Origin of the sequence: Sphingopyxis macrogoltabida, assembly GCF_001307295.1 — a bacterium.
Taxonomy (GTDB): Bacteria; Pseudomonadota; Alphaproteobacteria; order Sphingomonadales; family Sphingomonadaceae; genus Sphingopyxis; species Sphingopyxis macrogoltabida_B.
Window position 1 is genome coordinate 1,665,783 of the sequence record NZ_CP012700.1, and the last position, 26,405, is coordinate 1,692,187.

24 protein-coding genes are annotated in these 26,405 nt (G+C 65.0%); 15 read left to right on the forward strand and 9 right to left on the reverse strand.

Going from position 1 to position 26,405, the window contains the following annotated elements; genetic code table 11:
• A complete protein-coding gene (locus tag AN936_RS07810; RefSeq protein WP_054587654.1) occupies positions 1–768 on the reverse strand; it encodes a cyclase family protein in 768 nt (255 codons plus the stop codon).
• A gap of 116 nt (positions 769–884) precedes the next feature.
• Between AN936_RS07810 and AN936_RS07815 the strand changes: the two genes are divergently transcribed.
• Both AN936_RS07815 and alr read left to right on the forward strand, forming a co-directional pair.
• A complete protein-coding gene (locus tag AN936_RS07815) occupies positions 885–2,516 on the forward strand; it encodes an MFS transporter (protein ID WP_054587655.1) in 1,632 nt (543 codons plus the stop codon).
• Between the two features lie 57 nt (positions 2,517–2,573).
• Positions 2,574–3,623, forward strand: coding sequence for an alanine racemase (alr, locus tag AN936_RS07820; RefSeq protein ID WP_054587656.1), 1,050 nt, complete (start codon positions 2,574–2,576; stop codon positions 3,621–3,623).
• 60 nt (positions 3,624–3,683) lie between these two features.
• Here alr and AN936_RS07825 read toward each other — a convergent pair whose 3' ends face one another.
• Both AN936_RS07825 and AN936_RS07830 read right to left on the reverse strand, forming a co-directional pair.
• A complete protein-coding gene (locus AN936_RS07825; RefSeq protein ID WP_054587657.1) occupies positions 3,684–6,845 on the reverse strand; it encodes a TonB-dependent receptor plug domain-containing protein in 3,162 nt (1,053 codons plus the stop codon).
• A 207-nt stretch (positions 6,846–7,052) separates the two neighbouring features.
• Entirely contained in the window at positions 7,053–7,244 is a 192-nt protein-coding gene (locus tag AN936_RS07830) for a hypothetical protein (protein WP_054587658.1), read from the reverse strand.
• 99 nt (positions 7,245–7,343) lie between these two features.
• On the opposite strand from AN936_RS07830, the gene phaR reads away from it, so the two are divergent.
• The 4 genes from phaR to AN936_RS07850 all read left to right on the forward strand — a co-directional run bounded on the left by phaR (position 7,344) and on the right by AN936_RS07850 (position 12,693).
• Positions 7,344–7,883 carry a polyhydroxyalkanoate synthesis repressor PhaR gene (gene phaR, locus AN936_RS07835; protein ID WP_054587659.1) on the forward strand — a complete coding sequence of 180 codons (540 nt, stop codon included), beginning with the start codon at positions 7,344–7,346 and terminating at the stop codon, positions 7,881–7,883.
• 47 nt (positions 7,884–7,930) lie between these two features.
• Positions 7,931–9,457, forward strand: a complete 1,527-nt coding sequence (locus AN936_RS07840) for an aminoacyl--tRNA ligase-related protein (protein ID WP_054587660.1) — start codon at positions 7,931–7,933, stop codon at positions 9,455–9,457.
• Between the two features lie 160 nt (positions 9,458–9,617).
• Positions 9,618–10,346, forward strand: coding sequence for a hypothetical protein (locus tag AN936_RS07845; protein WP_054590163.1), 729 nt, complete (start codon positions 9,618–9,620; stop codon positions 10,344–10,346).
• Between the two features lie 49 nt (positions 10,347–10,395).
• Positions 10,396–12,693, forward strand: a complete 2,298-nt coding sequence (locus tag AN936_RS07850; protein WP_054587661.1) for a ribonuclease R family protein — start codon at positions 10,396–10,398, stop codon at positions 12,691–12,693.
• Between the two features lie 27 nt (positions 12,694–12,720).
• On the opposite strand, the gene AN936_RS07855 is transcribed toward AN936_RS07850, so the two are convergent.
• Positions 12,721–13,503 (reverse strand): helix-turn-helix domain-containing protein, encoded by a 783-nt coding sequence (locus AN936_RS07855; protein WP_054587662.1) that lies wholly within the window; start codon positions 13,501–13,503, stop codon positions 12,721–12,723.
• Between the two features lie 120 nt (positions 13,504–13,623).
• Between AN936_RS07855 and AN936_RS07860 the strand changes: the two genes are divergently transcribed.
• Complete coding sequence (locus tag AN936_RS07860) at positions 13,624–14,016, forward strand: hypothetical protein (protein WP_054587663.1); 393 nt, start codon at positions 13,624–13,626, stop codon at positions 14,014–14,016.
• 4 nt (positions 14,017–14,020) lie between these two features.
• Here AN936_RS07860 and AN936_RS07865 read toward each other — a convergent pair whose 3' ends face one another.
• The gene (locus AN936_RS07865) at positions 14,021–14,476 is read right to left on the reverse strand and encodes a universal stress protein (protein ID WP_054587664.1); all 456 of its coding nucleotides are present in this window, start codon (positions 14,474–14,476) and stop codon (positions 14,021–14,023) included.
• A 170-nt stretch (positions 14,477–14,646) separates the two neighbouring features.
• Between AN936_RS07865 and AN936_RS07870 the strand changes: the two genes are divergently transcribed.
• Positions 14,647–15,978, forward strand: a complete 1,332-nt coding sequence (locus AN936_RS07870; RefSeq protein WP_054587665.1) for a pyruvate dehydrogenase complex dihydrolipoamide acetyltransferase — start codon at positions 14,647–14,649, stop codon at positions 15,976–15,978.
• A 9-nt stretch (positions 15,979–15,987) separates the two neighbouring features.
• On the opposite strand, the gene AN936_RS07875 is transcribed toward AN936_RS07870, so the two are convergent.
• A complete protein-coding gene (locus AN936_RS07875) occupies positions 15,988–16,839 on the reverse strand; it encodes a class I SAM-dependent methyltransferase (RefSeq protein WP_054587666.1) in 852 nt (283 codons plus the stop codon).
• A 169-nt stretch (positions 16,840–17,008) separates the two neighbouring features.
• Between AN936_RS07875 and lpdA the strand changes: the two genes are divergently transcribed.
• The 5 genes from lpdA (at position 17,009) to AN936_RS07900 (ending at position 21,581) form a co-directional block, all read left to right on the forward strand.
• Positions 17,009–18,403, forward strand: a complete 1,395-nt coding sequence (lpdA, locus tag AN936_RS07880) for a dihydrolipoyl dehydrogenase (RefSeq protein WP_054587667.1) — start codon at positions 17,009–17,011, stop codon at positions 18,401–18,403.
• A 21-nt stretch (positions 18,404–18,424) separates the two neighbouring features.
• The gene (locus AN936_RS07885; protein WP_054587668.1) at positions 18,425–19,057 is read left to right on the forward strand and encodes a hypothetical protein; all 633 of its coding nucleotides are present in this window, start codon (positions 18,425–18,427) and stop codon (positions 19,055–19,057) included.
• Positions 19,054–19,707, forward strand: coding sequence for a phosphatase PAP2 family protein (locus tag AN936_RS07890; protein WP_054587669.1), 654 nt, complete (start codon positions 19,054–19,056; stop codon positions 19,705–19,707). The genes AN936_RS07885 and AN936_RS07890 overlap by 4 nt, the downstream gene beginning before the upstream one ends.
• Positions 19,708–19,751: 44 nt before the next feature.
• On the forward strand, positions 19,752–20,168 hold the full coding sequence (locus AN936_RS07895) for a hypothetical protein (RefSeq protein WP_054587670.1): 417 nt from the start codon (positions 19,752–19,754) through the stop codon (positions 20,166–20,168).
• A 78-nt stretch (positions 20,169–20,246) separates the two neighbouring features.
• Positions 20,247–21,581, forward strand: a complete 1,335-nt coding sequence (locus AN936_RS07900; protein WP_054587671.1) for a metal-dependent hydrolase family protein — start codon at positions 20,247–20,249, stop codon at positions 21,579–21,581.
• 10 nt (positions 21,582–21,591) lie between these two features.
• Here the strand turns inward: AN936_RS07900 and AN936_RS07905 are convergent, their stop codons facing one another.
• Entirely contained in the window at positions 21,592–22,380 is a 789-nt protein-coding gene (locus tag AN936_RS07905; protein WP_082395496.1) for a tyrosine-protein phosphatase, read from the reverse strand.
• The gene (locus tag AN936_RS07910) at positions 22,377–23,180 is read right to left on the reverse strand and encodes a crotonase/enoyl-CoA hydratase family protein (RefSeq protein ID WP_054587673.1); all 804 of its coding nucleotides are present in this window, start codon (positions 23,178–23,180) and stop codon (positions 22,377–22,379) included. Before AN936_RS07910 ends, AN936_RS07905 begins: the two co-directional genes overlap by 4 nt.
• A 50-nt stretch (positions 23,181–23,230) precedes the next feature.
• Here AN936_RS07910 and AN936_RS07915 point away from each other — a divergent pair, with 50 nt between their 5' ends.
• Together AN936_RS07915 and AN936_RS07920 are read left to right on the forward strand one after the other, a co-directional pair.
• Positions 23,231–24,370, forward strand: coding sequence for an acyl-CoA dehydrogenase family protein (locus tag AN936_RS07915; protein WP_054587674.1), 1,140 nt, complete (start codon positions 23,231–23,233; stop codon positions 24,368–24,370).
• Entirely contained in the window at positions 24,367–25,086 is a 720-nt protein-coding gene (locus AN936_RS07920; RefSeq protein WP_054587675.1) for an acyl-CoA dehydrogenase family protein, read from the forward strand. The genes AN936_RS07915 and AN936_RS07920 overlap by 4 nt, the downstream gene beginning before the upstream one ends.
• Before the next feature lie 4 nt (positions 25,087–25,090).
• Here AN936_RS07920 and AN936_RS07925 read toward each other — a convergent pair whose 3' ends face one another.
• Positions 25,091–26,221, reverse strand: a complete 1,131-nt coding sequence (locus AN936_RS07925) for a CaiB/BaiF CoA transferase family protein (protein WP_054587676.1) — start codon at positions 26,219–26,221, stop codon at positions 25,091–25,093.
• Positions 26,222–26,405 lie beyond the last annotated feature (184 nt).

A 26,405-nucleotide genomic window follows, 5' to 3' on the forward strand; every position in this document is an offset into this window, starting at 1 on the left:
TCAGGCTTCGATCAGCGCCACCGCCCTGATCCAGCCCGCACTCGCGCGTTCGATCTTCACCGGGAAGCAACTGAGCGTCCAGCCGCTCGGCGGCAGGGCGGCGAGGTTCGTCAGCTTTTCGATCTGGTAATAGGGTTTGATCCGCCCGGCCTTGTGGCCTTCCCAGATGATCGATGGATCGCGCGTCTCGGCCCAGCGGCGCGCGGTGTGGCTGAACGGCGCGTCCCAGCTCCATGCGTCGGTGCCGACAACCTTGACGCCGCGTTCGGTGAGATAGAGCGTCGCTTCGGCGCCCATGCCGCAACCCTGATCGGTGAAATTGTCGGTGCCGTAGATCGCGCCCGACTGGACGAGCACGATATCGAGCGGCTGGAGGTCGTGCCCGATCCGCGCGAGTTCGGTTTCCACCTCGGCGCCGCTGACGACGTGGCCCGCCGGACGGTCGGAGAAATCGAGCTTCACGCCGGGACGAAAGAACAGATCGAGCGGCGCCTCGTCGATGCTCGGCGCGGCGCTCGCGCCGCTGTCGGTGGTCGAATGGAAATGCCAGGGCGCATCCATGTGGGTGCCGTTATGGGTGCTGAGCGTCAGGCTTTCGACCGCCCAGCCTTCGCCGTCGGGCAGGTCGGCCTTCGTCAGACCCGGAAAGAACATCGCGATCTGCCCCCACGTGTTTTCGTGGGTCATGTAAGTGATCTGCGGGCGCATCACCGGCGGGTCGGAGACGACATGGTTGGTGATCGGGATCGAGAGGTCGATAAACTGCATGGGGTGCAGTCTGCCACCGGAATGACGCTACGCCAAGAAGGCTTGCGCGGCGATGCGCGGCGGCTAGAGATGGCGCAAAGCCCGCATCCGGTTGGGATGGGGGCAGGGGAGAATTTATGACCGACGCAGCCGCCGTCGCCGATCATGGCGCGGTTTACCAGCCGACCGCGAAGGACATCCGCATGGTCATCGCTGCCTCGTCGGCGGGCACGATCTTCGAATGGTATGATTTCTTCATCTACGGCACGCTGGCGGCGATCATCGGCAAGGCCTTTTTCCCCAGCGACAATGCGACGCTCGAAGTGCTGCTCGTCTGGGCTGGCTTTGCTGTCGGCTTCGGCTTCCGGCCGCTCGGTGCGGTGCTGTTCGGTTTTCTCGGCGATCGGCTGGGACGCAAATATACCTTCCTCGTCACCGTCACGCTGATGGGCGTCGCGACCGCCGGGGTCGGGCTGATCCCGTCGGCGGCGACGATCGGCATCGTTGCGCCGATCATCGTCATCCTGCTGCGGGTGTTGCAGGGGCTGGCGCTCGGCGGCGAATATGGCGGCGCGGCCGTCTATGTCGCCGAACATTCGCCGCCCGAAAAGCGCGGTTTCTATACCAGCTTCATCCAGGCGAGTGTCGTCGGCGGCTTTGTGCTGAGCCTGATCGTCGTGCTCGGGTGCAAGGCGCTGATGCCCGATGCGGTGTGGGAAAGCTGGGGCTGGCGGGTGCCCTTCCTGCTTTCGATCCTGCTCCTTGCCATTTCGCTGTGGATGCGGCTCAAGCTTTCGGAAAGCCCGGTGTTTCAGGCGATGAAGCAGGAAGGCGAGCTGGCGAAGAATCCGCTCAAGGAAAGCTTCACCTATCCGGGCAACCCGCGCCGCATCTTTATCGCGCTGTTCGGCATCGCGGCGGGGCTGACGGTGATCTGGTACACCGCGATGTTTTCGGGCCTGTCGTTCCTGAAGGGGCCGATGAAGATCGACGATACCGCGGCCGAGATCATCGTCGGTATCGCCGCCGCGCTCGGCATGGGTTTCTTCCTCTGGGCGGGGCGGCTGTCCGACCGCATCGGGCGCAAGAAGCCGATCGTCTGGGGCTATGGCGTCACGCTGGTGCTGCTGTTCCCGCTGTTCTGGCTGATGGGCAGCGTCGCCAACCCCGCGCTCACCGCGGCGGCCGAAAAGGCGCCGGTCATGGTGACCGGGTCGAAGTGCAGCTTCGACCCCTTCGCATCGAAACAGGAAACCGCGTGCGGCAAGACGCTTGGCGAGCTGACCAAGCTCGGCGTACCCTATACGGTGGTCGCGAGCGGTAGCGCGTTCGACAGCGTCAAGGTGACGATCGGGGCGCGCGAAGTCGCGGGCGAAGATCCGGCGGTGCTCAAACCCGCGCTCGAGGCGATGGGTTATGATTTCGAGAAAAAGATACCGGGGCCGCTCGGCATTGCGGTGATCCTCGCGGCGCTGCTCGGGCTCAGCGCGTTGTCGGGCTTTACCTACGGGCCCGTCGCGGCGCTGCTCTCGGAGATGTTCCCGCCGCACGTGCGCTATTCGTCGCTGTCGATCCCCTATCATCTGGGTACCGGCTATTTCGGTGGTTTCCTGCCGCTGATCGCCAGCTTCATCATCGCCAAGACCGGTAACGCCTATGCCGGGCTGTGGTACACATGGGGCGTGGTGCTGGTGGCATTCCTCGTCACGGCGTTCATGCTCAAGGACCCGGTCGAGGGGCAGTGGGACAGGAAGGCGCCGCCGGCCTGATCGGCGCCTCCAACAGCCCCATTGGCGCTGCCGTCAAAGCCGTCTAGTGGCACTGGGATGATTGCCATTCCGTCGCCGCTCCGCCTCCGTCTCGACCGTGAGGCGCTTGTCGCCAACTGGCGCTGGCTTGCGGCGCAGGGCGGCGCGGCGGCGTGCGGCGCGGCGCTCAAGGCCGACGGTTATGGGCTCGGTGCGCGCGAAGTGATGCACCATCTCGTCGCTGCGGGATGCCGCGATTTTTTTGTGGCGAGCTGGGCGGAGGCGGCGGCGCTGATGCCGCTCGTGGAGGGCGTCTCGCTGTCGGTGCTGCACGGGGTCGGCGAGGCCGACATGATCGCGGCGAAAACGCTTCCGGCGCGTCCGGTGCTCGGTAGCCTCGAGCAGGTCGCGCGCTGGCGTGCGGCGGGCGAGGGACGGCCGTGCGACGTCATGGTCGACACGGGCATGAACCGCCTCGGGCTGCGCGTCGAGGAGGCGCTCGGCGGCGCGCTCGACGGGCTCGCGATCGAAACCTTGCTCAGCCATCTCGCCTCGGCCGACGAGGATAGCGCGCAGAATGGGCAGCAGCTTGCGGCGTTTCGCGAGTTGAAAAACCGCATTCCGGCCCGGCGCTACAGCCTTGCGAACAGCGCGGGCGTTTGCCTTGGCGCCGATTATGCTTTCGACCTCACCCGCCCGGGACTTGCCCTCTACGGCGGCACTCCGCGTCCGGAGGCGGCCGGGCATATCCGGCAGGTCGTCTTTCCCGAAGCGCGCGTCCTGCAGGTGCGCAGCGTCCGCGCCGGCGAGACGGTCGGCTATGGCGCGACCTGGACCGCGGCGAAGGATGGCCGGGTCGCGGTCGCCAACTTGGGTTATGCCGACGGCTATCTGCGCTGCCACGCCGGAAGCGGCGCGGCGAGCTGGCAGACGCAGCGCTTGCCGCTCGCCGGGCGCGTCTCGATGGACCTTGTCGCGTTCGATGCCAGCGATGCCGGCGCGATCGACGAGGGTGACTGGCTGACGCTCGACTATGCGCTCGCCGAGACGGCAGAGCGCAGCGGGCTGTCGCAGTATGAGTTGCTCACCGGCCTCGGGAAGCGCTGGGCGCGCGAGTGGACGGCGTAGCCACGGCATAGAAAAAGGCGGCGGATCGCTCCGCCGCCCTCTTCATTTCAAGGTGTAGCCTTAGAAGTTGCCGCGAAGGTTCACGAACACCCGGCGACCCATATAATCATACTGGGAGCCGAACGCCGGCGCCTGCCCGATAGCGGTGATGCCCGAGAAGGGAATCGATGCACGCGGCGGTGCGGTGTCGAACAGGTTGGCCACGCCCAGCGTGATCTCGAACTTGTCCGCTACTTCGCGCGTGACCGACATCGAGTGATAGAAGGTCGGCGACAGGCGCACGTCGGGGCAAACCGGCCCGCCGGGATAGAAGAGTGGCGAATTCGGGCAATCGGTCCCGCGCTGATCGAGCAGATCGCCGAGGTTCGAAGTCCCGCCGATGACGTCGAGGCCATAGAAAATCGTCCACGGTCCCTTGTTCCAGGCAAGGTTGAAGTCACCGACCCACTTCGGATCGCCGGCTTCGCCGTTATCCTCGACGACAGTGCCTGCGAACAGCGCCGTCTTGTCTTCGATCTGCCAGGTCATTTGCGCCCGGAATTCAAGGCTGCCGAGATTGCCCAGATCCTGGGCGATATTCAGCGTGACGTCGAAACCGCGGTTCCGCTGGCGTGCAACGTTGACATAGGTATCGATCACCGTGTCGACGTTGTTTGCGTCGGCCTGGCCGGCCGGGATGCGGGTGAACAGGTCGCAAAGCGGATCGTCGGGAAAGAATTCCGAATTGTAGCAACCGCGAAGGATGTTACCCGCACCGAGCGTGGTGATCTCGTTGCTCACCCGGATGTCGAAATAATCGACGGCGAGGCTCGTCTTGAGGCCGCCCCACAAGGCGCCCGAAAGGTCGGGGGTCAGGATAATGCTGGCCGTCTTCGCGGTCGATGTTTCCGGACGGAGCGTGCCGAGCCCGCCGCCGCCAAGGACGGTCGCCGATCCGGTCGCGCCGGCAAATGCGGGACCGAAACCGTCGGCAGCGCAATTGTCGAACATCCGTTGGGTAATCGCGCCGCGCGCCAGTTTGGTGGCGGTATTGATGCAGGGATCGATATCCTGCTGTGCCTGGAAACCGGTCTGGTTTTCGAGGAACAGTTCGAACAGCGCGGGAGCACGGAACGATGTACCCCATGTACCGCGGAAACGCAGCCAGTCGGTGACTTCCCAGTCGAGGCCGGCTTTCCAGGTGGTGTCGCTGAAGCTGTCCTGAGCGCCGTCGCGGCGCGTCGCATCAACACTGGTATAGCGAGCGGCACCCGACAGCGTCAGGCGCTGGATCAACGGCGTATCGTGGATCAGGGGAATCTGGAGTTCGCCGAACAGTTCCTTCGTCACCGTCTTGCCCGACGTGATGCCGGACGAGGTGCGCAGCGCGGCGTTGCCCGCGAGCGTAGTTTCGCCCGGCGTGTCGGTGATCTGGTCACGACGGATTTGCGCACCGAATGCCGCGCCGACATTGCCGGCCGGCAGAGTGAACAAGTTACCCGACAGCGTTGCTTCGGCCGACCACTGCTTGAAGATCGTGGTGCCCGTTTCCTTGCCGAACAGGAAGGCGCGCTCTTCGGGCGTGAAATCGCCACGCAATACGCGCGGATCGGTGAAGTCGATGTCGATACAATCAACACCACGAACGCGCGTCTGCTGGCCGACGCACGACCGGGTGCGGAAGCTTTGCGAATCCAGCGAGTCCTGGAAGATCACATCCTGTGTGTAGCTGGCATCCGACTTGCTGTACTGGCTGTATACGTCCCAGTTCCAGCCCGAAAGGAAGCCACCGAAGTCGCCGCGGAAGCCCAGGACGCCGCGGTAATAATCGACATCGGTGCTGAAATCGGACTTGGCGAGGACGAGCGGACGAAGCAGGAAAGCGCCCGTGAATTCGGAGTTGAACGGATCGCCGGCGTCGAATGGATCGCAATTGTCGACCGAAGGATCGCAGAACAGGAGCGGCAAGAACGAGTCGCCCGTGAACTGGATCACGTTCAGCTGCTGGAACGAATTATTGTATGACTTGCGGTTGTTAAACAGCAGCTCGGTGTAAACTTCGACATTGTCGGTCAGCTCGTAGGACGCGTCGAGATAGCCTGTGATGCGCGATACTTTCGAATAGACATCCGAAATCTGCTCGAGCGGCTCATACTGGTTCAGCGCGCCGGTCGAGGGACCATCGAAGTTCAGGCCGAAAAAGTTTGCGGGCCCCGAAACGCCGAGATTGCCGAAATTATTGTACGAAATGCCGACCTGGCCCAGATTCGAGCCATATTGGCCAATAAACAGTTGCTCGCCGTTGGGCGCCAGCAGACCCGGTTCGAACCCGATGAGGTCGCCGGTATCATCGTCGAAAATCGGATCCCCGGTGAAGTCGAGGTTGGTCAGGATCAGATTGCCGAGCGTGCCGTTGCACGCCGGTCGGCCGGTACGGAAGTCCGTGATGTCGGCGCGGCCGCCGCCCTGACGCGGAAGATAATCTTCCGAGCAATTGAGGAAGCCGCGATCGCGACGGCGCAGGTTCTGCTGCTGGAAATAATCGACCGTTGCCATGATGTGGCCGCGGTCGAACCGCTTGCCCCAGGTCACGTTGAAGTCGTAGATTTCACCGCCGCCGTGCTGCGGGATCGACGAGAAACCGCCGATCTGGAAGCCGTCGGCGTTGTCCTTGGTCAGGATGTTGACGACGCCGGCGACGGCGTCCGAACCGTAGATCGACGAAGCGCCGGTCTTCAGCACTTCGACCTGGCGGACGATCGAGAGCGGCAGCACGTTAAGGTCGAAGGAGGCGACCGCACCGCGGACGCCGGCGGGACCGGCGCGGCGGCCGTTCAGCAGCACCAGCGTGCGTTCGGCGCCAAGGCCGCGCAGCGAGATGGTCTGGGCATCGGCGCCGCCGTTGGTGACGAAGCCGTTCGAGATCGACGAGGTGATCTGGATCGAGCCGGCCGCGATCGGCGACGACTGGAGCAGGTCGGCGAGCTGGTTCTGACCCTGCTTCTGGCCGATGTCGGGGCTGATCACCTGGATCGGGTCGGGGCTGTTGAATTCGCTCTTGCGGATGCGCGAGCCGGTGACGACGATCGCGTCGCCGCTGGTCGCATCGGAATCGCAGACGCCGTCATTGTTGGCGTCGGCGCAGGCGATGCTGTCGACCGTGTCTTGTGCGAAAACTGGTTGGCTGACGGAAACGGCCACTGCAAAAGCAGCGGCACCCCGAAGCAGGTGCGCTTTGAACATTGATGACTCCCCGGTTGCCCGTTCAAAAAACCAGATGAACGGCATGGGGTTTAGAAAGACCTAAAATTTCTGCGGCACAAGTCTTTGATCGCGAATTTGAGCGGCGTCGCTATCGAGGCCGGGTTGCTGTGCCTTTTCGGCAACACCGGCCATGGTCCGGCGGCTATTCTTTAGGCAATTAGCTTTCTTTACAATGATATGAATGGATCATTCCATGCCGTGTCTGATATGAAAATGTCCCGAAATACGTTTCCGTTGAAACGAAATTGCCAAAATGGGTGATTGATATAAATCCTCGGCGATTTTTCGCTCGGCGATCCGATGCTTCGTCGCGAAATCGGGCGACTCGGCGTCCCATTTCCGCACCACCGCGTTGCGCCGCATGTTGCGATGCATCATATATTGGTGCTATTGCGCGCTTTGCACAATCAAGGTTCCGGCCGATGCCTCCGATACAGGGCATTCGGAGCCGTCGGAACATCAGGAGCGCGGATCAGCATGGCGAGGTCGAAATCGGCAGAAGAGGGCGACGTCGTCACGATCAAGAAATACGCCAACCGGCGCCTCTATGATACCGAGCGTAGCTGTTACATCACGCTCGAGGATCTCGGCACGATGGTTCGCGACGGCCGCGAGTTTCGCGTCGTCGATGCGAAAAGCGGCGACGATATTACGCACAACGTCCTGACCCAGATTATCATGGACGAAGAAACCCGCGGCGAGACGCTGTTGCCGGTCAATTTCCTGCGTCACCTGATCGGCCTCTACGGCGACAAGATGCAGTCGATGGTGCCGCAATATCTCGAAGCATCGATGGCGGCGTTCCGCAAGAACCAGCAGGACGTCCGCTCGGCATTCGCGGGCGCGCTGGGTTCCAACCCGCTCGCCGAACTCACCCGGCGCAACATGGAAATGTTCCAGCAGGCGGCGGGGGCCTTCATGCCGGGCGCGGCCGGCGGCAAGGCCAAGGATGCCGAAATCGCCGCGTTGAAGGCCGAAGTTGCCGAGCTCAAGGCCGAACTCGCGAAAAAGAAATAGCGGCGGGCTTCGTTCCCGCTCCCCCAACGACAGAAAACCGGAAAATCATGATCAAGCATGCGCTCAGCGTAACCCGGCAGGCCGACTTCGCGGCCTGGTATCAGGACGTCATTGCCGAAGCCGACCTCGCCGAGGAATCGGGGGTGCGCGGCTGCATGGTGATCAAGCCGTGGGGCTATGGCATCTGGGAACGCATCCAGACGATCATGGACGCGGGCATCAAGGACATGGGCGTCCAGAACTGCTATTTCCCGCTGTTCATCCCGCTGTCCTTTTTCGAGAAGGAGGCCGACCATGTCGACGGCTTCGCTAAGGAAATGGCGGTCGTCACGCATCACCGGCTGATCGGAGACGGGAAGGGCAAGCTGATCCCCGACCCCGAAGCAAAGCTCGAAGAGCCGCTGATCGTCCGCCCGACGTCGGAGACCGTCATCGGCGGCGCAATGAGCCGCTGGGTTCAGTCGTGGCGCGACCTGCCGCTGCGCGTCAACCAGTGGGCGAATGTCGTGCGCTGGGAAATGCGCACCCGCATGTTCCTGCGCACCGCCGAGTTCCTGTGGCAGGAGGGGCATAGCGCGCACGACAGCAAGGAAGATGCGCTTGCCGAGACGATGCGTGCGCTCGAACTGTACCGCACCGTCGCCGAAGAGGCGCTCGCGCTGCCGGTGATCGCCGGCGAGAAGCCCGAGAACGAGCGCTTCCCTGGCGCCGCGGCGACCTATTCGATCGAAGCGATGATGCAGGATGGCAAGGCGCTGCAGGCCGGCACCTCGCACTATCTCGGCACCGGTTTCGCCGAAGCAGCGAACATCCGTTTCCAGGACAAGGACGGCGGTCACAGCCTTTGCCACACCGTGAGCTGGGGCTTCTCGACGCGGACGATCGGCGCGGTGATCATGACGCATGGCGACGACGACGGCCTGCGCTGTCCGCCGCGGATCGCGCCGCACCAGATCGTCATCGTGCCGATGCTGCGTGACAATGACGAGGATGCGGCGATCCTCGATTATTGCGCGTCGCTCGAAAAGGAACTGAAGGCGCTCGACGCCTTCCGCGAGCCGGTGCGCGTGCTGCTCGACGCCAATGCCAACAAGGCGCAGACCAAGCGCTGGGGCTGGGTCAAGAAGGGCGCACCGATCATCCTCGAAATCGGCCCGCGCGACGTCGCCGGCGGCAATGTCGCGGTGATCCGCCGCGACCGCCTCTATAAGGACGATGGCAAGCTCAACAGCGCGTTCGTTCCGCGCGGCGAGTTCGTCGCGGCTGCCGTCGCGACGCTCGGCGAGATTCAGGACAATCTCTATGCCGAAGCGAAGGAACGGCTGCACGCCAACATCCGCCGCGACGTGACCGACCTGAAAGCGCATTTCGCCGGCGACGACAAATTCGTCGGCTGGGTCGAGGTGCAATGGTCGCGGCCGACCGGCGCGGTGCTCGACGGGATCGTCGAGCAGTTGAAGGCACTGAAGCTGACGATGCGCAACACGCCGCTCGACGCGGTGCCCGCCGACGGGGCTTGCTTCTTCACCGGTGAACCGGCGGTGGAGCGGGTGCTGATTGGGCGTACCTACTGAGTTCCTCCGGTAGCGTGGTTAGCGTCGGTTAAACCGCGAACCTCATTCTTTGCATGTCATTAGTCTGCTATGGAATCGGCCGAGGGACTCGGCTGATCGGGCCTCCGTGTACCGCGTTGCGGCGGGGTCGTGCGTCGCGCGCTCAAGCAGGGGAATGAAGATGATGCGACGGACGATTGCGACATTGACCGCGATCTCGATGATCGGCGCGGGGATGGTGCCGGTCTATGCCAAGACACCCGGCAGCCTTTCCGATCTCGTCGGCGCGCGCGCGCCCGGCGCAGAAAGCGAGATGCAGAATCGCGGCTACAAGATGGAAACCTTCAAGAACGGCGGCCAGTATTGGTGGAACGGAAGTAGCGATACGTGCGTCCGGGTTGTCGTCGCCCAAGGGCGCTATGCAAGCGTCGACAAGGCGGACGCCGGTGACTGCGGCAAGGGCGGCGGCAACGCCGCTGCGGCCGTCGGCGCGATTGCCGCAGTCGGGTTGATCGCAGCGCTCGCCAGCCACAAGAAGAAGCATGGCGACAGCAGCGGCGATCACGACAGCGAATATTCGCGCGGCTATAACGACGGCCTTTACGGCGGCCAGTACGACAGGAACGACAGCGAGGGTTATCACGACGGGTTTATGGCGGGCGAGGCCGAGGCGTCGAACCGTCGCGCCGCGAACCGCCCCTATGCCCGCGGCGGCCCAATGGCGGCGCGCGCGGCCTGCGAGGCGCGCGGCGATGCCTTCCAGAACGCGCCCGGCGGCAGCAGCGTCGCGGTCAGCCAGCGTAGCGACCGGTCGGGCAACTATGTCTTCACGATCGCGACCGGCCATTACCGTTCCATCTGTACCGCCGATTCCGCCGGCCGCGTGATCGACATCCAGCCCAACTATTGATCCGCAAGATGGGGGTGACGCGCCGTGCGTTGCCCCCTATCAGCGGATCATGCCACGCAAAATCCAGGCCGGACTCCCGACACGGGACCAGATCATGCGCTTCATCGCCGACAGCCCCGGCGCGGTCGGCAAGCGCGAGATCGCCAAGCATTTCGGTCTCCACGGCGCCGACAAGGTCGCGCTGAAGGCTTTGCTCAAGGACATGACCGACGAGGGGCTCGTCGATCTGGCGCCCGGGCGTGCCTTTCACAAGCATGGCGGCCTGCCGCGCGTCACCGTGCTGCGCGTTGCGGCGATCGAGGGCAGCACCGTTTGGGCGGTTCCCGACCGCTGGGAGGCCGCGGGCCCGGCGCCGCGCCTCCGCGTGATGGAGCAGGGACGGAAAGGCGCACTCGGGGTCGGCGACCGTATCCTCGCCCGCACCGAGGAACGCGGCAGCGGCCATGTCGCGCATCCGATGAAACGGCTCCAGGCGAGCGCCGAGATGGTGATCGGGGTGCTCGTCGAGGATATGGGGCCGGGCGGCAAGCCGATGATCTGGCTGCGCCCCGCCGACAAGCGCGCGCGTTACGACTTTGCCGTCGCGGACAAGGGCGATGCCGATATCGGCGATCTCGTCCGCGCCGAACTGACCGGGCGTGGGCCGGCGATCAAAGCGAAGGTCATCGACCGCATCGGCGATCCCTTTGCGCCAAGGTCGCTCAGCATGATCGCGATCGCACGGCACGAGATACCGCATGTCTTCGGTCCCGAAACCCTCGCCGAGGCTGAAAAGGCGGCAAAGCTGCCGCTCACTCCGGACGGGCGCGAGGATCTGCGCGATCTGCCGATCGTCGCCATCGATCCCATCGATGCGCGCGACCATGACGATGCCGTCTGGGCGGTTCCCGACGAAGATCCGGGCAACAAAGGCGGTTTTCGCGCGATCGTCGCGATTGCCGACGTCAGCTATTATGTCCGGCCCGACGGCGCGCTCGATCGCGAAGCGCGGCGACGCGGCAACAGCGTCTATTTTCCAGACCAAGTCGTCCCGATGCTGCCCGAGACATTGTCGGCGGGCGTCTGCTCGCTGAAAGCCGGGCAGGATCGCGCCGCGATGGCGTGCCATCTCGTGATCGACAAGCATGGCAAGGTGACGTCGTGGCGTTTCACACGCGCGCTGGTCCGGTTGCGCGCCAACATTGCCTATGAACATGCGCAGGCGGCCTATGACGCCGACGAGCCCCGCGAGGGGTGGGATGCCGACGTCCTGCCGGCGCTCCGCAACCTCTGGGCAAGCTGGACGCTGCTCGCAAAAGCGCGCGCGGCGCGCGACCCGCTCGACCTCGAATTGCCCGAGCGTCAGGTGATCCTAGACGAACAGGGCGGCATCGCGGAAATCCGGGTTCGCGATCGCCTCGACGCGCACCGGCTGATCGAGGATTACATGATCGCGGCCAATGTCGCGGCGGCAAAGGCGCTCGAAGCGAAGAAGTCACCAGTGATGTACCGCATCCACGAGCCGCCGAGCCGCGAGAAGCTCGTCAGCCTGAAGGACTATCTCGAAACCTTCGAACGGAGCTTCGCGCTCGGGCAGGTCATCACCCCGGCAGTGTTCAACCGCCTGATCGACGGCTTTTCCGAAGACGATCGGCTGCCCGAAATCATGCAGGCGATTTTGCGCAGCCAGACGCAGGCCTATTATGGCCCCGCCAACGCCGGCCATTTCGGCCTCGCGCTCGGCAGCTATGCGCATTTCACCTCACCGATCCGCCGTTACGCCGACCTGGTCGTCCATCGCGCACTCGTCGATAGCTATCGCCTCGAAGTGCCCGGCAGGCCGAAGGACCTGCCCGCGCGCACCGGCCTTGGCGAGGCGGACGCCAAGGGCTTGTCGCACATCGGCGAAGCGATCAGCGCGCTCGAACGCCGCGCGATGGAGGCCGAGCGCGAGACTGTCGACCGTTATGTTGCCGCCTATCTGGCAACCAAGACCGGCGAGATCGTCGCGGCGCGGATCACCGGCGTCCAGCCGTTCGGCTTTTTTGCAACGGTCGACGGGCTCGGCGGCGACGGGCTGGTGCCGGTGTCGACGCTCGGCAGCGAGCGCTTTTTCTATGACGAGGCGGCTCGGACGCTCGACAGCGAGCATGGGCGGGTGAGCTATACGGTCGGCCAGCGGCTCGATCTGCGGTTGCTTGATGCCAACCCGATCAGCGGCGCGCTGCGCTTCGAACTGCCCAATGCGCCCGAGGGCGGTTTTCGCAATCGACCGCCGCGCCGCGACGGGGTGAAGAAGGCCGGCAAGCATATGGTCGGCAAACGCGGGCGTCCGGCGAATATCAAGCACAAGGGGCGGAAGCGCTGAACCCGTTACCTCCGCGGGAGCGACGTGTCAGTCCCCCGCCAGTTCCCGCAACAACGCCGCACTTTCCGCGTCGGCCGGAAAAAAGGCTTCGATCGCTAGTTCCGACAGGGTGATGTCGACCGGAGTGCCGAAGATCGTGACTGTCGAGACGAACGAGATGCGTCCGGCAGGGGTTTCCAGCGCCAGCGGCACCGCGATGCTGCTCACCGGCCCGGCGGCATTGTCGTTGGCCTCGACCGCATAGCCCGCGATCTCGTCGCGCAGCGATGCCAACGCCGGATCGGCACTCGCTTCGATCTGGAGGTCGAGCCGATGCAGGATATGCGCGCGCCACATCGCATAATTGGCGATCTGCGGTGCGAGGCCTTCGGGATGCAGCGCGAGGCGCAGCACATTGACCGGTGGCGCGAGGAGGTTGGGCGAAACCTGCCCGATCAGGACCCCGACCGCGGCATTCGCAGCGACCATATTCCAGTGCCGGTCGACCGCGAGCGCCGGATAGGGCTCGTGCCCCTTCAGCACATGCTCGACGATCGCGCGCATCCCCGCCATTTCGGCGCTGTCGAGCGCGCGTTCTTGATAGTCGGGGGCATATCCCGCCGCGAGCAGCAACGCGTTGCGCGCGCGGTGCGGCACCTCGAGGCAATCGGCGATGCGCGCGAGCATCTGCGCGCTCGGCTTCGACCGACCCGTTTCGATAAAGCTCAGGTGGCGGGTCGAAATCTCGGTATCGAGCGCGAGGTCCATCTGACTCATCCGGCGGCGGGTGCGCCATTCGCGCAATTGTTCGCCCAGCGTCGCGACTTGCATGAACGTCTCCTTTGTCCGGAGAGCTATACCTCAGCCTTCCTGTTTTCCATTACCTCCGGCGTAATCGACTGGCCGCATTTTCGGGATCACATGAGACGGGCATTTGAAAGGAGAAGCATCATGTCCATCTTCAATCTCAAGAACACCCTGATCATCGACGCTATCACCTGCACGGCGTTGTTCATCCTCTGTGTGTTTGCGACCGCGACCGTCGCCGCACTGCTCGGCCTCCCCTCCGATGTGGTGACCGTTGCTGGCTGGATCGGCCTGCCTTCGGCGCTGCTGATGCTGTTCGTCGCCTATCAGAAAGCGCCGAGCAAAGGACTTGCCAACCTGATTGCGGTGGGCAACCTCGGCTGGGTCGCGGCAAGCTTTGCCGTGCTTGCAATCTTTGGCGGCCAGATGACGTGGCTCGGCATTGCTGTCGTCGCCGTCCAGGCGATCGTCGTCCTCGATCTTGCGATTTTCGAGGCGAAGGGCGCCGCCGCGCTGCCGCGGCTTGCAACCGCCTGAGCCGCTAGCTCAGCGCATCGAGGCGGCTGATGTCGATGCCGCCCGGGACCAGCATCACCGGACAGGGGAGCGTGCCCGCATCCTGTCCGGTGAAATGCGCGACCAAGGGTCCCGGCGCGCCTGACGACGCCGTCGCAAGCACCAGTGCCGCAATCTCCTCGTTCGCGCCGATCACCTCGCGCACCACCTCGGCGGGCTTGCCCGATTTGACCATGATCTGCGGCGTGACATTCGCTTCCTGCACCACCGCGTCGGCCGCCGCCGCGACCAGTTCCTCGGCATGTTCGCGCGCTTCGGCCTCGATTGTCGCCTGGACGCCGCCGAAAGCCACGAAGTCCTGCGGGGCGACGATGGCGAGCACCATCACGCCGCCGCCCGTCCGCGCCGCGCGCCGGGCCGCAAAGCGCAGTGCCAGCGTCGCTTCGGGGCTGTCGTCGATCACCACCAGATACGTCCGCATCGCCCCGACCCCTCGTTATGCTTTTGCAGCGCGAGATTGCTTCACATTCGTATGAAAGGCAAGTTCGGCCGCTGGACCTTGACCGGCGCAATGCTTATGGCGAGGAACAATCCGTAGCGGCAGGCATGCCCTGCAAGACTCACGCCTGAAGATCGAGGACAAAAGCGACGATGCCGATCGAACTCAAAATGCCCGCCCTTTCGCCGACCATGGAGGAGGGGACCCTTGCCAAATGGCTGGTGAAGGAAGGGGATGAGGTCAAATCGGGCGACCTGCTCGCCGAGATCGAAACCGACAAGGCGACGATGGAGTTCGAAGCGGTCGACGAAGGCGTGATCAGCCAGATCCTCGTCGCCGAGGGCACCGACAATGTGAAAGTCGGAACGGTGATCGCCGTGATCGCGGGCGAGGGTGAAGATGCGGGTGCCGCCAAGGCTGCTCCTGCACCGGCAGCGGCGGCCGCACCGGCTCCCGCCGAACCGAAGGCCGAGAAGCCTGCGCCGGCCAAAGACGTCGCCCCAGCGGAAGCTGGGGCCGCTCCCGTGAGCGCGCCGACGCCAGCGGTCCCAGCTTCCGCTGGGACGACGAAAGGTGGCGACCGCATCAAGGCGAGCCCGCTCGCGAAGCGCCTTGCCGCCGAGCAGGGCATCGACCTCAAGGCGTTGACCGGCACCGGCCCCGGCGGCCGCATCGTCAAGGCCGATCTTGAGGGCGCTCCTGCATGTGCCGTTGCACCCGCCGCCGCGCCGGCTCCTGTGGCTCCGGCAGCGGCGGCCGCACCCGCTGCCGCGGGCCCGATCCCCGATTTCGGCATCCCGCACGAGGACGAAAAGCTCAGCGGCATGCGCAAGACGATCGCGCGCCGCCTGACCGAATCGATGCAACAATCGCCGCACATCTATCTGACCGTCGACATCCGCCTCGATGCGCTGCTCAAGCTGCGCGGCGAGCTCAACGCCAGCCTCGAAAGCCGCGGCGTCAAGCTCAGCGTCAACGACATGCTGATCAAGGCGCTCGCGATCGCGCTCGAACGCGTGCCCGCTTGCAACGTCAGCTTCGGCGGCGACGTGATGCGCCACTACAAGCGCGCCGACATCTCGGTCGCAGTCAGCATCCCGGGCGGCCTGATCACCCCGATCATCGTCGACGCGGGCGGCAAGTCGATGTCGAAAATCTCGACCGAAATGTCCGACCTCGCCGCGAAGGCGAAGGAAGGCAAGCTGCAGCCCGCCGAATATCAGGGCGGCACCGCCAGCATCTCCAACATGGGGATGATGGGGATCAAGCAGTTCACCGCGGTGATCAACCCGCCGCAGGCGATGATCATGGCGATCGGCGCGGGCGAGAAGCGGCCGTACATCGTCGACGATGCCCTGTCGGTCGCAACCGTGATGACCGCGACGGGCAGTTTCGACCACCGCGCCATCGACGGCGCCGACGGCGCGCTGCTCATGAAGACCTTCAAGGAACTGGTGGAAAGCCCGCTGGGGCTGGTCGCCTGACGCGGGCAATCAAATCGGCTTGCGCCACGTCGCGCTGAAGCTCGATCCGCCCATGCCGATCGACAGGCCGAACGGGCAGGTCAGGCTGGCGAGTGCGCGGGCGAGGCGCAGCTTCGCGGGCGACTGGCCCATCGCGGTGCGGGCGCGGCACCAGCTTTGCCCGCGGTCTTCCAGATCGATGTTGGTATAGCGGCGGAACGCGCGGAGGATCGGTAGCGGGTTGACGCCGCGCTGCATCGGTTCGCGGCGTAGGAGCCAGCGGTCGATAGCGCGCGGCCAGTAATTGACCAGCCAGCGCCCCGAATGCACCTCGCGCGGGGCCAGCCGGCTGGCGGTGCCCGACACGATGATGAGGCCGCCGGGTTTCAGCACTCGGTCGATCTCGGCCAGCACCGCCGGCAGATGATCGGGTGCGACATATTCGAGCACGCTGATGCACAGGATGATGTCGAAGCTGGCGTCGGCGAAGGGCAGGTGGCGCGTGTCGGGAAAGTGGCGCAGGTCGATGCGGTCGGCGACGCCATAGCGCGCGCAGTTTAGCCGCGCGAGGGAGACGGCGCCGGCGTCGACATCGATGGCGGTGACGCTTGCCCCGAGCGTCGCGGCGACGATCGAACTGGCCGCATAATTGCACCCGAACTCAAGCAGCGCGGCGCCGTCGACGTCTCCCGCATAGGCTTCGATCAGGTGCCGCACGCCTTGCCATTCGACGCCGACATAGCCGCCGACCCAGCGGTCGTCGGGATCGAGGCCCATCTGTTCGGCCTGCGCGCGAAACTGCGCATCCATCGCCTTGTCGACGACGGCGGGCGCATCGGTGGCGGAACGGCGCGTGGGGGAATAGCTATGGATCGGTTGCATGGTCCTGAACGCGGCTCTAAGCGAAACGCGTGAAGCCATCCTTAACCGGCCTGAAACAAGAGCTTGCCGTAGCGGTCGGTCCGGCTCTCCGATTTGCGGTGGCGTCCTTGCCGCTCGGCGGTCTAAAGGATGTCCAGCTTTCACCGATCAGGCAAAAAGGGATGCCCGAATGGCCAATAGTTACGACCTCATCGTTCTCGGTTCGGGCCCCGGCGGCTATGTCGCCGCGATCCGCGCCGCGCAATTGGGGCTGAAGACCGCGATCGTCGAGCGCGAGCTGCTCGGCGGCATCTGCCTCAACTGGGGCTGCATCCCGACCAAGGCGCTGCTGCGCTCGGCCGAAATCTATCACTATATGCAGCATGCCGGCGATTACGGGCTGAAGGCGGCCGAGATCAGCGCCGATATCGACGCGGTCGTGAAACGGTCGCGCGGGGTTGCGAAGCAGCTTAATCAGGGCGTCACGCACCTGATGAAGAAGCACAAGATCACCGTCCATATGGGCACCGGCAAGCTGACGGCGCCGGGCACGCTCGAAGTGACGGGCGAGAAGGGCAGCGAGACGCTGACCGCGAAGAACATCATCGTCGCGACCGGCGCCCGCGCGCGCGACCTGCCGTTCGCGCCCGCCGACGGCAAGCGCATCTGGACCTATCGCCACGCGCTCGTGCCGCCCGAAATGCCGAAGAAGCTGCTTGTCATCGGATCGGGTGCGATCGGGATCGAATTCGCGAGCTTCTACAAGGATATGGGCGCCGAGGTTACGGTCGTCGAAATGCTCGATCGGCTCGTGCCCGTCGAGGATGCCGATGTGTCGGCCTTCCTCGAAAAGGCACTCAAGAAGCAGGGCATGACGATCCACACCGGCGCTGGGGTCGAGGAGCTGAAGGCGACCGCGAACGGCGTCTCGGCGAAGATCAAGGGCAAGGACGGCAAGGTCGAAAGCGCCGAGTTCAGCCATGCGATCGTCGCCATCGGCATCGTCCCGAACACCGAGAATATCGGGCTCGAAGCATTGGGCGTGAAAACGACCAAGGGCCATATCGACACCGACGCGATGTGCCGCACCAATGTCCCCGGCCTGTGGGCGATCGGCGACGTCACCGCGCCGCCGTGGCTCGCGCACAAGGCGATGCACGAATCGATCATCGCGGTCGAGGCGATCGTGGGTAATCATCCGCACGCAATGGACGTCCGCAACATTCCGGGCTGTACCTATTGCCGCCCGCAGATCGCCAGCGTCGGCCTGACCGAGGCGAAGGCCAAGGAACTGGGGTATGAGGTCAAGGCCGGAACCTTCCCCTTCATCGGCAACGGCAAGGCGATTGCGCTCGGCGAGGCGGAAGGTTTCACCAAGACCGTGTTCGACGCGAAAACCGGCGAACTGCTCGGCGCACACATGATCGGCGCCGAGGTTACCGAACTCATCCAGGGCTATACGATCGGCAAGACCGCCGAGCTGGTCGAGGATGATTTCATCGGCACCGTCTTCCCGCATCCGACATTGAGCGAAACGATGCACGAGGGCGTGCTCGCCGCATTCGGGCGGCCACTGCATATCTGAGGCCGTGCTGGCGGATAGAAGTTGAACCCGTCGATCCTGCATTTCTCGCGCTGGGGCAATGTCTTCAAGACATTGTTCTTCGCGGGATTCGCGGCGCTGGCTTTCTTCTTCGCGGTGCTGCTCCATCGTGAGGCGGACGCGCCGCCGCAACGGGTTGCCTTGCCCGATATCGATCTGCCCGCACCGGCGCCGCACCGCGATCCGCTGGCGCCGGTCAAGATGCCCTTCCTTGTCGTCGCTGGCTGTGTCTGCCTCTTTTATGCCGGACGCCATGGCGCGCGAGCGATAGCACGGCAGGTCGCGGTGAGGATCGTCGACGGGCAACTTCACTTCCACGGAAGCCATGCCACCGCGCCGGCGATATTGCCCATTACCGATGTCGCGGAGTCGCTGTTCGACCGCGCCGACCGTCTGCCGGGTGAGGGCGACCGCGCGGCCCGGCTGGGCGCCCGGCTCCGCCACGGTCTCTACCTCCGCTATCGCACGCAAGGCGCGGCAGGCGAGCTGCGGCTGGTCGACAATGATTTCGACGGCGGCACCGAACAACTGTGCCGTTTTGCCGCGCATCTGGAGGCATGGCGCCAGTCGGCGGCGCGCACCACCATCGCGACTGATTGCAGCGGCGGCGAAGCTTTGCCAGAAGGCTTGGCATGACGTTTTTATCGGATCGGCCTGCTTCGCCTTTTCCTGCCCGCGCGCTGTTGATCATCCTGCTGCTCTTCGCCGTGCTCAGCGGCGTCGTGATGGCAGGCTTTGCCGACGGCCTCGACCGTCGCATCGGAGGAGCGCTGGCGCTATCGGTCGACACGTCGCCGCACTGGCTGATCACCGCGATGCAATGGATCAGCTTCATCGGCGGCGGAACGCCGCGCTGGATCATCGTCATCCTGCTCTGCGGGCTTGTCTGGCGCTGGTGCGGGCCGCGCTGTGCGACGGCGCTCGCCGGGGCGTCGCTGCTGTCGAACCTTGCCTCCAGCCTGCTGAAGATCGCCTTCGGCCGCGCCCGGCCCGACCTCATCGAGCATCTGGACCATGTGTCGAGCGCCTCCTATCCCAGCGGCCATGCGACGAATGCGGCAGTCGTCTACCTGCTCCTCGCCTGGCTGACGCCGCCGCGCTGGCGGCCGCTGGCGTGGGCGCTTGCCGCGACCATGGTCGTCCTCAACGGCTTTTCGCGCATGACGCTCGGCGTCCATTGGGCGAGCGACATCGTCGGCGGAACGCTGCTCGGCGCGGCCTTTGCGTTGCTGGGGGCGTGGTGGGCCGGTGCGCGCAATGCGTCTCCGCCACTAAAGAATTTGTAAGCTCTCGCTGCTAATATTCGCCCGTGGGAAACGGGGGCAAGAACATGTCGCTTGGGAAAATTGTCGGGGTGATCGGCGGCCTGCTGCCGCTCGTCTATATCGGATATATGCTGCGTCATTTCATCGGCGTTGGCGGCGGCACGGCCGAAGGCATCGCCTGGATCGGCCTCGGCCCGACGGTGATCGGCCTGTCGATCGTCGGGATCCTGTTCGCCCTGCCGCTGATCGTCAAGCTGATCCGGGCCGGATCGGGCCTCAATCGCGTGCCCGGTGCCGGCAACCTGAAACCCGGCGAGGTGTCGTCGCCCGAAACGATCGAGTTCGACGCCGATGCCGCCTTTGCCAACTATATGCGCGGGCGCGAAGCGCCAGGCGGAGCGGACCCGGTGGTGGAGCCGTTGCCGTCCGATCCGGCTTCGGTGACACCGCGTCCCGGCGGTTTCGGACGAAAGATCGTCTGACCCGATTTTTAGGCTGTCCTATTCAATCCCGTTTTGCCATCCAGTTTCCCGGATAACGAAAACGGGTTGGGGGCAAATATGCAATCGCGTGTGAAGTTCGGCAGTTTTCTGCGGAGAATCGCTTTTGGCGGCGTCGCGCTTTTCGCGGTGTCGGCGGTCTCTGCCGGGGCGCAGGAGGCCGAGGGGCAGACGGTCATCACCGCCGCGCGCTATATCGACGTGCTGACCGGCAAGACCGTCGACTATCCCGCCATCTTCGTCGGCGCGGACGGGCGCATCACCGGCATCGCCGACGCGCGGACGGTGAGGTGGGGCGCGAACATCAAGCATGTCGATCTTGGCAACCGGACGCTGCTGCCGGGGTTGATCGACATGCATGTCCATCTCGACGGTCCCGCCGACATCGGCGGCTATCGCGGGCTCGAATTCACCGACAGCTTCTGGGGCATGACCGCGGTCAAGAATGCGAACGACATGCTCGGCGCGGGCTTCACCACGGTGCGCAACGTCGGGTCGGACAATCGCAACGACATCGGGCTCAAGCAGGCAATCGACGCCGGCTATGCGACGGGTCCGCGGATCGTTCCCGCAGGCTATGCGCTCGGCGCGACCGGCGGGCATTGCGACAGCACCTTTCTGCCGCCCAGCCTCGAAAAGAAGGATGGCAAGGAAGAGGGGATCGGCGATACGCCCGACGAACTGCGCTATCAGGTGCGTCGCCAGCGTAAATTTGGCGCCGAGGTGATCAAGGTCTGCGCGACCGGCGGCGTCTTCTCGCGCAACACCGAGCCCGGCCAGTTGCAGGTGTCCGAAAAGGAACTCGCCGCCATCGCCGACGAGGCGCATCAGTGGGGGCTGCGCGTCGCGGCGCACGCGCATGGCGCGGCGGGCATTCGTGCCGCGATCGCAGCGGGGATCGACACGATCGAGCACGTCAGCCTGGTCGATGACGAGGGCATCCGCATGGCGCTCGCACGCAAGCGGCCGGTGTGGTTCTCGATGGATATCTACAACACCGAATATACGCAGGCCGAGGGTGCGAAGAATGGCGTGCTCGAGGATAATCTCCGCAAGGATCGCGAGATTGCGCAGATCCAGCGCGACAATTTCCGCAAGGCGCACCGCGCCGGGGTGCGGATGGTGTTCGGTTCGGACGCCGGGGTGATGCCGCACGGCGAGGTCGGCAAGCAGTTCCGCGTCATGACCGAATATGGAATGACCCCGCTCGAAGCGATTCAGGCGGCGACGCGCAACGCGGCGCAGGCGCTGGGGCGCGAGAGCGACGTCGGTGCGATCGCGGTTGGCCGCTATGCCGACATCGTCGCGGTCGACGGCGATCCGCTGGCCAATGTGCGCGAGCTCGAAAGCGTCGATGCGGTGGTCAAGGGCGGGGTGCTGGTGAAGGGCGGGTAGGGGCCCGCTTTCAATAGATCACCAGCTTGTCGACCATCGCCTCGTGCATTTCGGGGGTGAGGTTGAGCACCGCCTCGGCATAGGTCGCAACATCGCCATGGTCGCGGCGGATCGTCGCTAGCGCCGCGTCGAGGAAGGCGGGATTGACCGACATCAGCGTGCGGATCGCATCGTCATGGATCTCGCCGCCGTAGCGTGCCCGGATCTGCGATGCGCCCTGCGCAATTCGCTCGTCGATCTTTCCGGCGCTGTTGGTGAGCAGATAGTCCTGCATCAGATCGTCCTCATGGACGCCGAGCAGCCGGTGGACGACCGCAACGGCGAGACCCGTGCGGTCCTTGCCCGCGACGCAGTGGACGAGGCTGGGGGCATCATATTCCGACAAAGCGGCAAGATAGAGCCGCAGCGTTGCGACGAGGGCCGGGCGGTAGGGCATGCCGGCGTAGGTATCGATCATCCGCGCCCTCGCCGTCTCATTGTCGATGGCGCCGCCCGCCGCCTGCAAGTGCGGCGCGAGGCCTGCGGTCTGTCCGCCCGCGAACAGCACGCGCGCCGAGAAATTCTCGCTGCGCCGGCACGGGTGGACCTCGCGCTCATCGTCGCCGCGCAGGTCGACGATCGTCTCCAGCCCCAGCGCGTCGACCGCCGCAAGATCCTCGGGCGTCGCTTCCACGTGATGCGCCGAGCGCCACAATATGCCGCCCCGTAGCCGGCCGCCGCCCTCGACGGCATAGCCGCCATAGTCGCGGAAATTGTGGATACCCGAAAGCGGCAGGACGCGTTCGGCAAGCATGGTCATTCTCCCGTAAAAACCGGCGGCCGCTTTTCGACAAAGGCGTTGATCGCCTCGCGATTGTCGGCGGTTTCGTGCACGATCGCCTGATAGGCGGCGCTGATCTCGAGGATGTCGCTCATCCGGCTGTGCTGCGCTTCGCGAAGCAGCCGCTTGGTGAGCCGGAGCGCGCGCGGCGGGTTGCACACGATGCGCTCGGCGATGGCGATGGCGCGGTCCAGCAACTCCTCGTCGGGAACGACATCCGTCACCAGACCATATTCCTTTGCCTGCGCGGCGTCAAAGCGGTCGCCGGTGAGGAACAGTTCGGCAGCACGCGGATAGCCGAGGACCTTCTGGAGCAGCCATGCGCCGCCGTCGCCGGGGACGATGCCGACCTTGATGAAGCTGCACGCAAATTTCGCGCTCTCGGCGGCAATGCGGATGTCGCAGGTGCAGGCGAGGTCGCAGCCGAGGCCGATGGCGTGGCCGTTGACCGCGGCGATCATCGGGATTTCGCAGTCCATCAGCGCGCGGATCACCGCCTGCACGCCCTTGCGGTAGTTGCTTCGCGTCGAATCGGGCTGGTCGAGAACGCCGATGCCGGTGCGGTCCTGCATCCCTTTCAGGTTCCCGCCGGCGCTGAACGCCTTGCCGCTGCCGGTGAGGATGACCGCGCTGACGCCGCGGTCGTCGCCGAGGGTGCGGAGCGTATCGATGATGTCCTGGCAATCCTCGTGCGTGCCGATCGCATTCATGCTCTCGGGCTTGATCATCGTCAGGATCGCGATCTTGCCCCGCCGTTCGACACTCAGAAACTCGCCCATATCTAAAATCCCTTTGCAGTTCGGGAAAGCTATTGCATGGCCAGCGGGACATGCAAGGCTTTGCGCTCTATCCCTTCGATCCGCCCGGCGACATATTGGCACTACGCGCCGATTTGCGGGCGTGGCTCACCGACCACCAGCCGCAGGGCGATATCGTCGAACGCGCCAATTGCTGGGCCAGCTTCGACGCCGGTTTCAGCCGCGCCTTGGGGGCGGCGGGGTACATCGGAATGACGCTGCCGGCGCGCTACGGCGGCGGCGACCGCCACCCGCTCGAACGCTATGTGGTGATCGAGGAACTGCTCGCGGCGGGCGCCCCGGTCGGCGCGCACTGGATCGCCGACCGGCAGACCGGGCCGCTGATCCTGCGCTATGGCAGCGAAGAACAGCGGCAACGCTATCTGCCGGGAATCGCGAAGGGCGAGCTTTACGCCTGTATCGGCCTGTCCGAACCCGGCGCCGGGTCCGACCTTGCCGCGGTACGGACAAGCGCGCGCGAAACCGCCGAGGGCTGGCGGATCAAAGGGCAGAAAATCTGGACGACGGGCGCGCATCTATCGCACGTCATCCTCGCGCTCGTCCGCACCGAGGAGGGCAGCGAACGCAACGCCGGGTTGAGCCAGTTGCTTGTCGATCTCGACACGCCCGGGATCACCATCCGCCCGATTATCGACATGGCGGGGAATCACGACTTCAACGAAATCTTCTTCGATGATGTGCTCGTTCCGCACGGCGCGTTGATCGGGACGCGCGGGGAAGGATGGAAGCAGGTCACCGCCGAACTCGGCCTCGAACGATCGGGGCCCGAGCGCTATCTGTCGAGCCATGCGCTGCTGGCGGCGCTGATCGACGCGGCGGGGTGCGACCCCGACCCGGCGGTTGCGGCGCTGATCGGCGAACTGACCGCCGAGATGTGGACGCTGCGCCAGCTTTCCATGTCGACCGCGGCGAAGCTCGCGGCGGGTGAGGACCCGATGGTCGAAGCTTCGGTGGTCAAGGAACTCGGCAATGCGTTCGAACAGGATATGCCGCGCCGAGTGCAGGCGGTGATTGATTGCGGGTGGGACGATGACGCCGATCTGGCGCGGCTGCTGCGCGCGCTGCTCATCGCGTCGCCGAGTTTCTCGCTCCGCGGCGGGACGCGCGAGGTGATCCGCGGGATCATCGCACGCGGATTGGGCCTGCGATGAGCGGCGCCCGCGACATGCTGTGCGACACGGCAAGCGCCGTGTTCGCCGAAGCCGCCAGCGCGGGGATCGCGCCCGTCGAGGAGGCGGGCTTTGCCCTGTTGCTGGTGCCCGAGGCCGATGGCGGGTTCGGCGGCGACTGGGGCGATCTGAACGCTGTGTTGCGGATCGCGGGCGTTGCAGTGCCCGACCTGCCCGTCGCGACGCTGATCCTGTCAGGATTGGGCGACGTTGATCCTGCGCTGCACGCCGCTGCGACGGTCAGCCTGATGGCCGGTGCGATGGGGCAGGCGCTTGACCTGTCGATCGAGCATGTCAACACACGGCAGCAATTCGGCCGCCCGCTCGGCAAGTTTCAGGCAGTGCAGCAATCGCTTGCCGCGATGGCGTGCGAGGTGCGTGCGGTCGATGCCGCCGCCGCCGCGATGGCAAAGCGGCTCGATGCCGTGGACTTCGATGCCGAGGCCGCCGGTTTCGAGATTGCCGCCGCCAAGCTGCGCGCCAATCGTGCGGTGGGTGTGGTGACCGCCGTCGCGCATCAGGTGCACGGCGCGATCGGTTTTACGCGCGAATATGACCTGCACCGCGTGACCATCCCGCTGATGCGCTGGCGCGGCGAGCATGGCAACGACGCGCATTGGGCGCAGCGACTGGGGCGTCAGGTCGCCGGTTTCGGCGGGCGCGGCCTCTGGGAAGCGATGACCGAGCGCGCCGATTGAGCCGTCAGCGTACCGCGCCGGCGCCGCGGAGCGCCGCGATCTTGTCCGCATCATAGCCGAGCCCCGCGAGCACCGCATCGCCGTCGCCGCCGACCGCCGGCGCCTGCCGCGGTGTGTCGTTGACCGTCGCCGAATAGCGCGGTGCCGGCGCGGGATGCGGGACGCCCGCAACCTCGACGAAGGTCTTGCGCTCAACATTGTGCGGATGGTGCGGCGCTTCGCTGAGCGACAGCACCGGCGCGAAGCAGACGTCGGTCATTTCCATCAGTTCGCACCATTCATCGCGCGTCTTCGTCGCGAACAGCGCGGCGACCTTTGCCTTTTTCGCAGGCCAATTCTCCTGATCGTCCTGCACATCGAAATCGGGGTCGGCGTCGAGCCCGGTCTTGGCGCGGAGCAGGGCATAGAATTGCGGCTCGATCGAGCCGATCGAGATGAACTTGCCGTCGCTGCACGTATAGGTGTCGTAATAGGGCGCGCCGCCGTCGAGGCGGTTCACGCCGGCCTCGTCCTTGATCATGCCGGCGCCGTGGAACCACCAGCTCATCCCCGCGAGCAGCGCCGAACCGTCGGTCATCGCGCAGTCGATGACCTGACCCTGGCCGGTCTTTGCGGCGTGCAGCAGCGCGCTCGACATGCCGAACGCCAGCATCATTCCGCCACCGCCAAAGTCGCCGACATAGTTGACCGGCGGCACGGGCTTTTGCCCCGCGAGCCCGACGGTGTGGAGGACGCCCGACAGCGAGATATAGTTGATGTCATGACCCGCGGCCTGCGCATAGGGGCCGAACTGACCCCAGCCGGTCATACGGCCGTAGACGAGCTTCGGATTGTCGCCGAGCAACACATCGGGGCCGAGGCCGAGGCGTTCCATCACGCCGGGGCGATAGCCCTCGATGATGCCATCGGCGCTTTTGCAGAGGTCGCGCGCGATCTGGACGCCCTCTGGGTTCTTCATATCGAGCGCGATAGAGGTGCGATTGCGCGACAGCGGATCGCGGGGGTCCATGAAGCCGCCGGGGCGGTCGATGCGGATGACTTCGGCGCCATGATCGGCGAGCATCATGCCGCAGAACGGGCCGGGGCCGATGCCGGCGAATTCGATGATACGGATACCCTGAAGCGGACCTGCCATGTCTTTTTCTCCCAATATGTCCCCTTGGCCATGCCGACGCGAAACGGGCAGCGCAAGGGTCAAGCGCCCCGCGCGAGATAGGATTTCTTTGCCGGCGGGATAGGGCGCCGGCCCCCGGAAATGCCGCGGCGCCGAATGTTGCACTAATGTGCCCGCGAACTTCAAATTGTTGTCAAAATGTCAG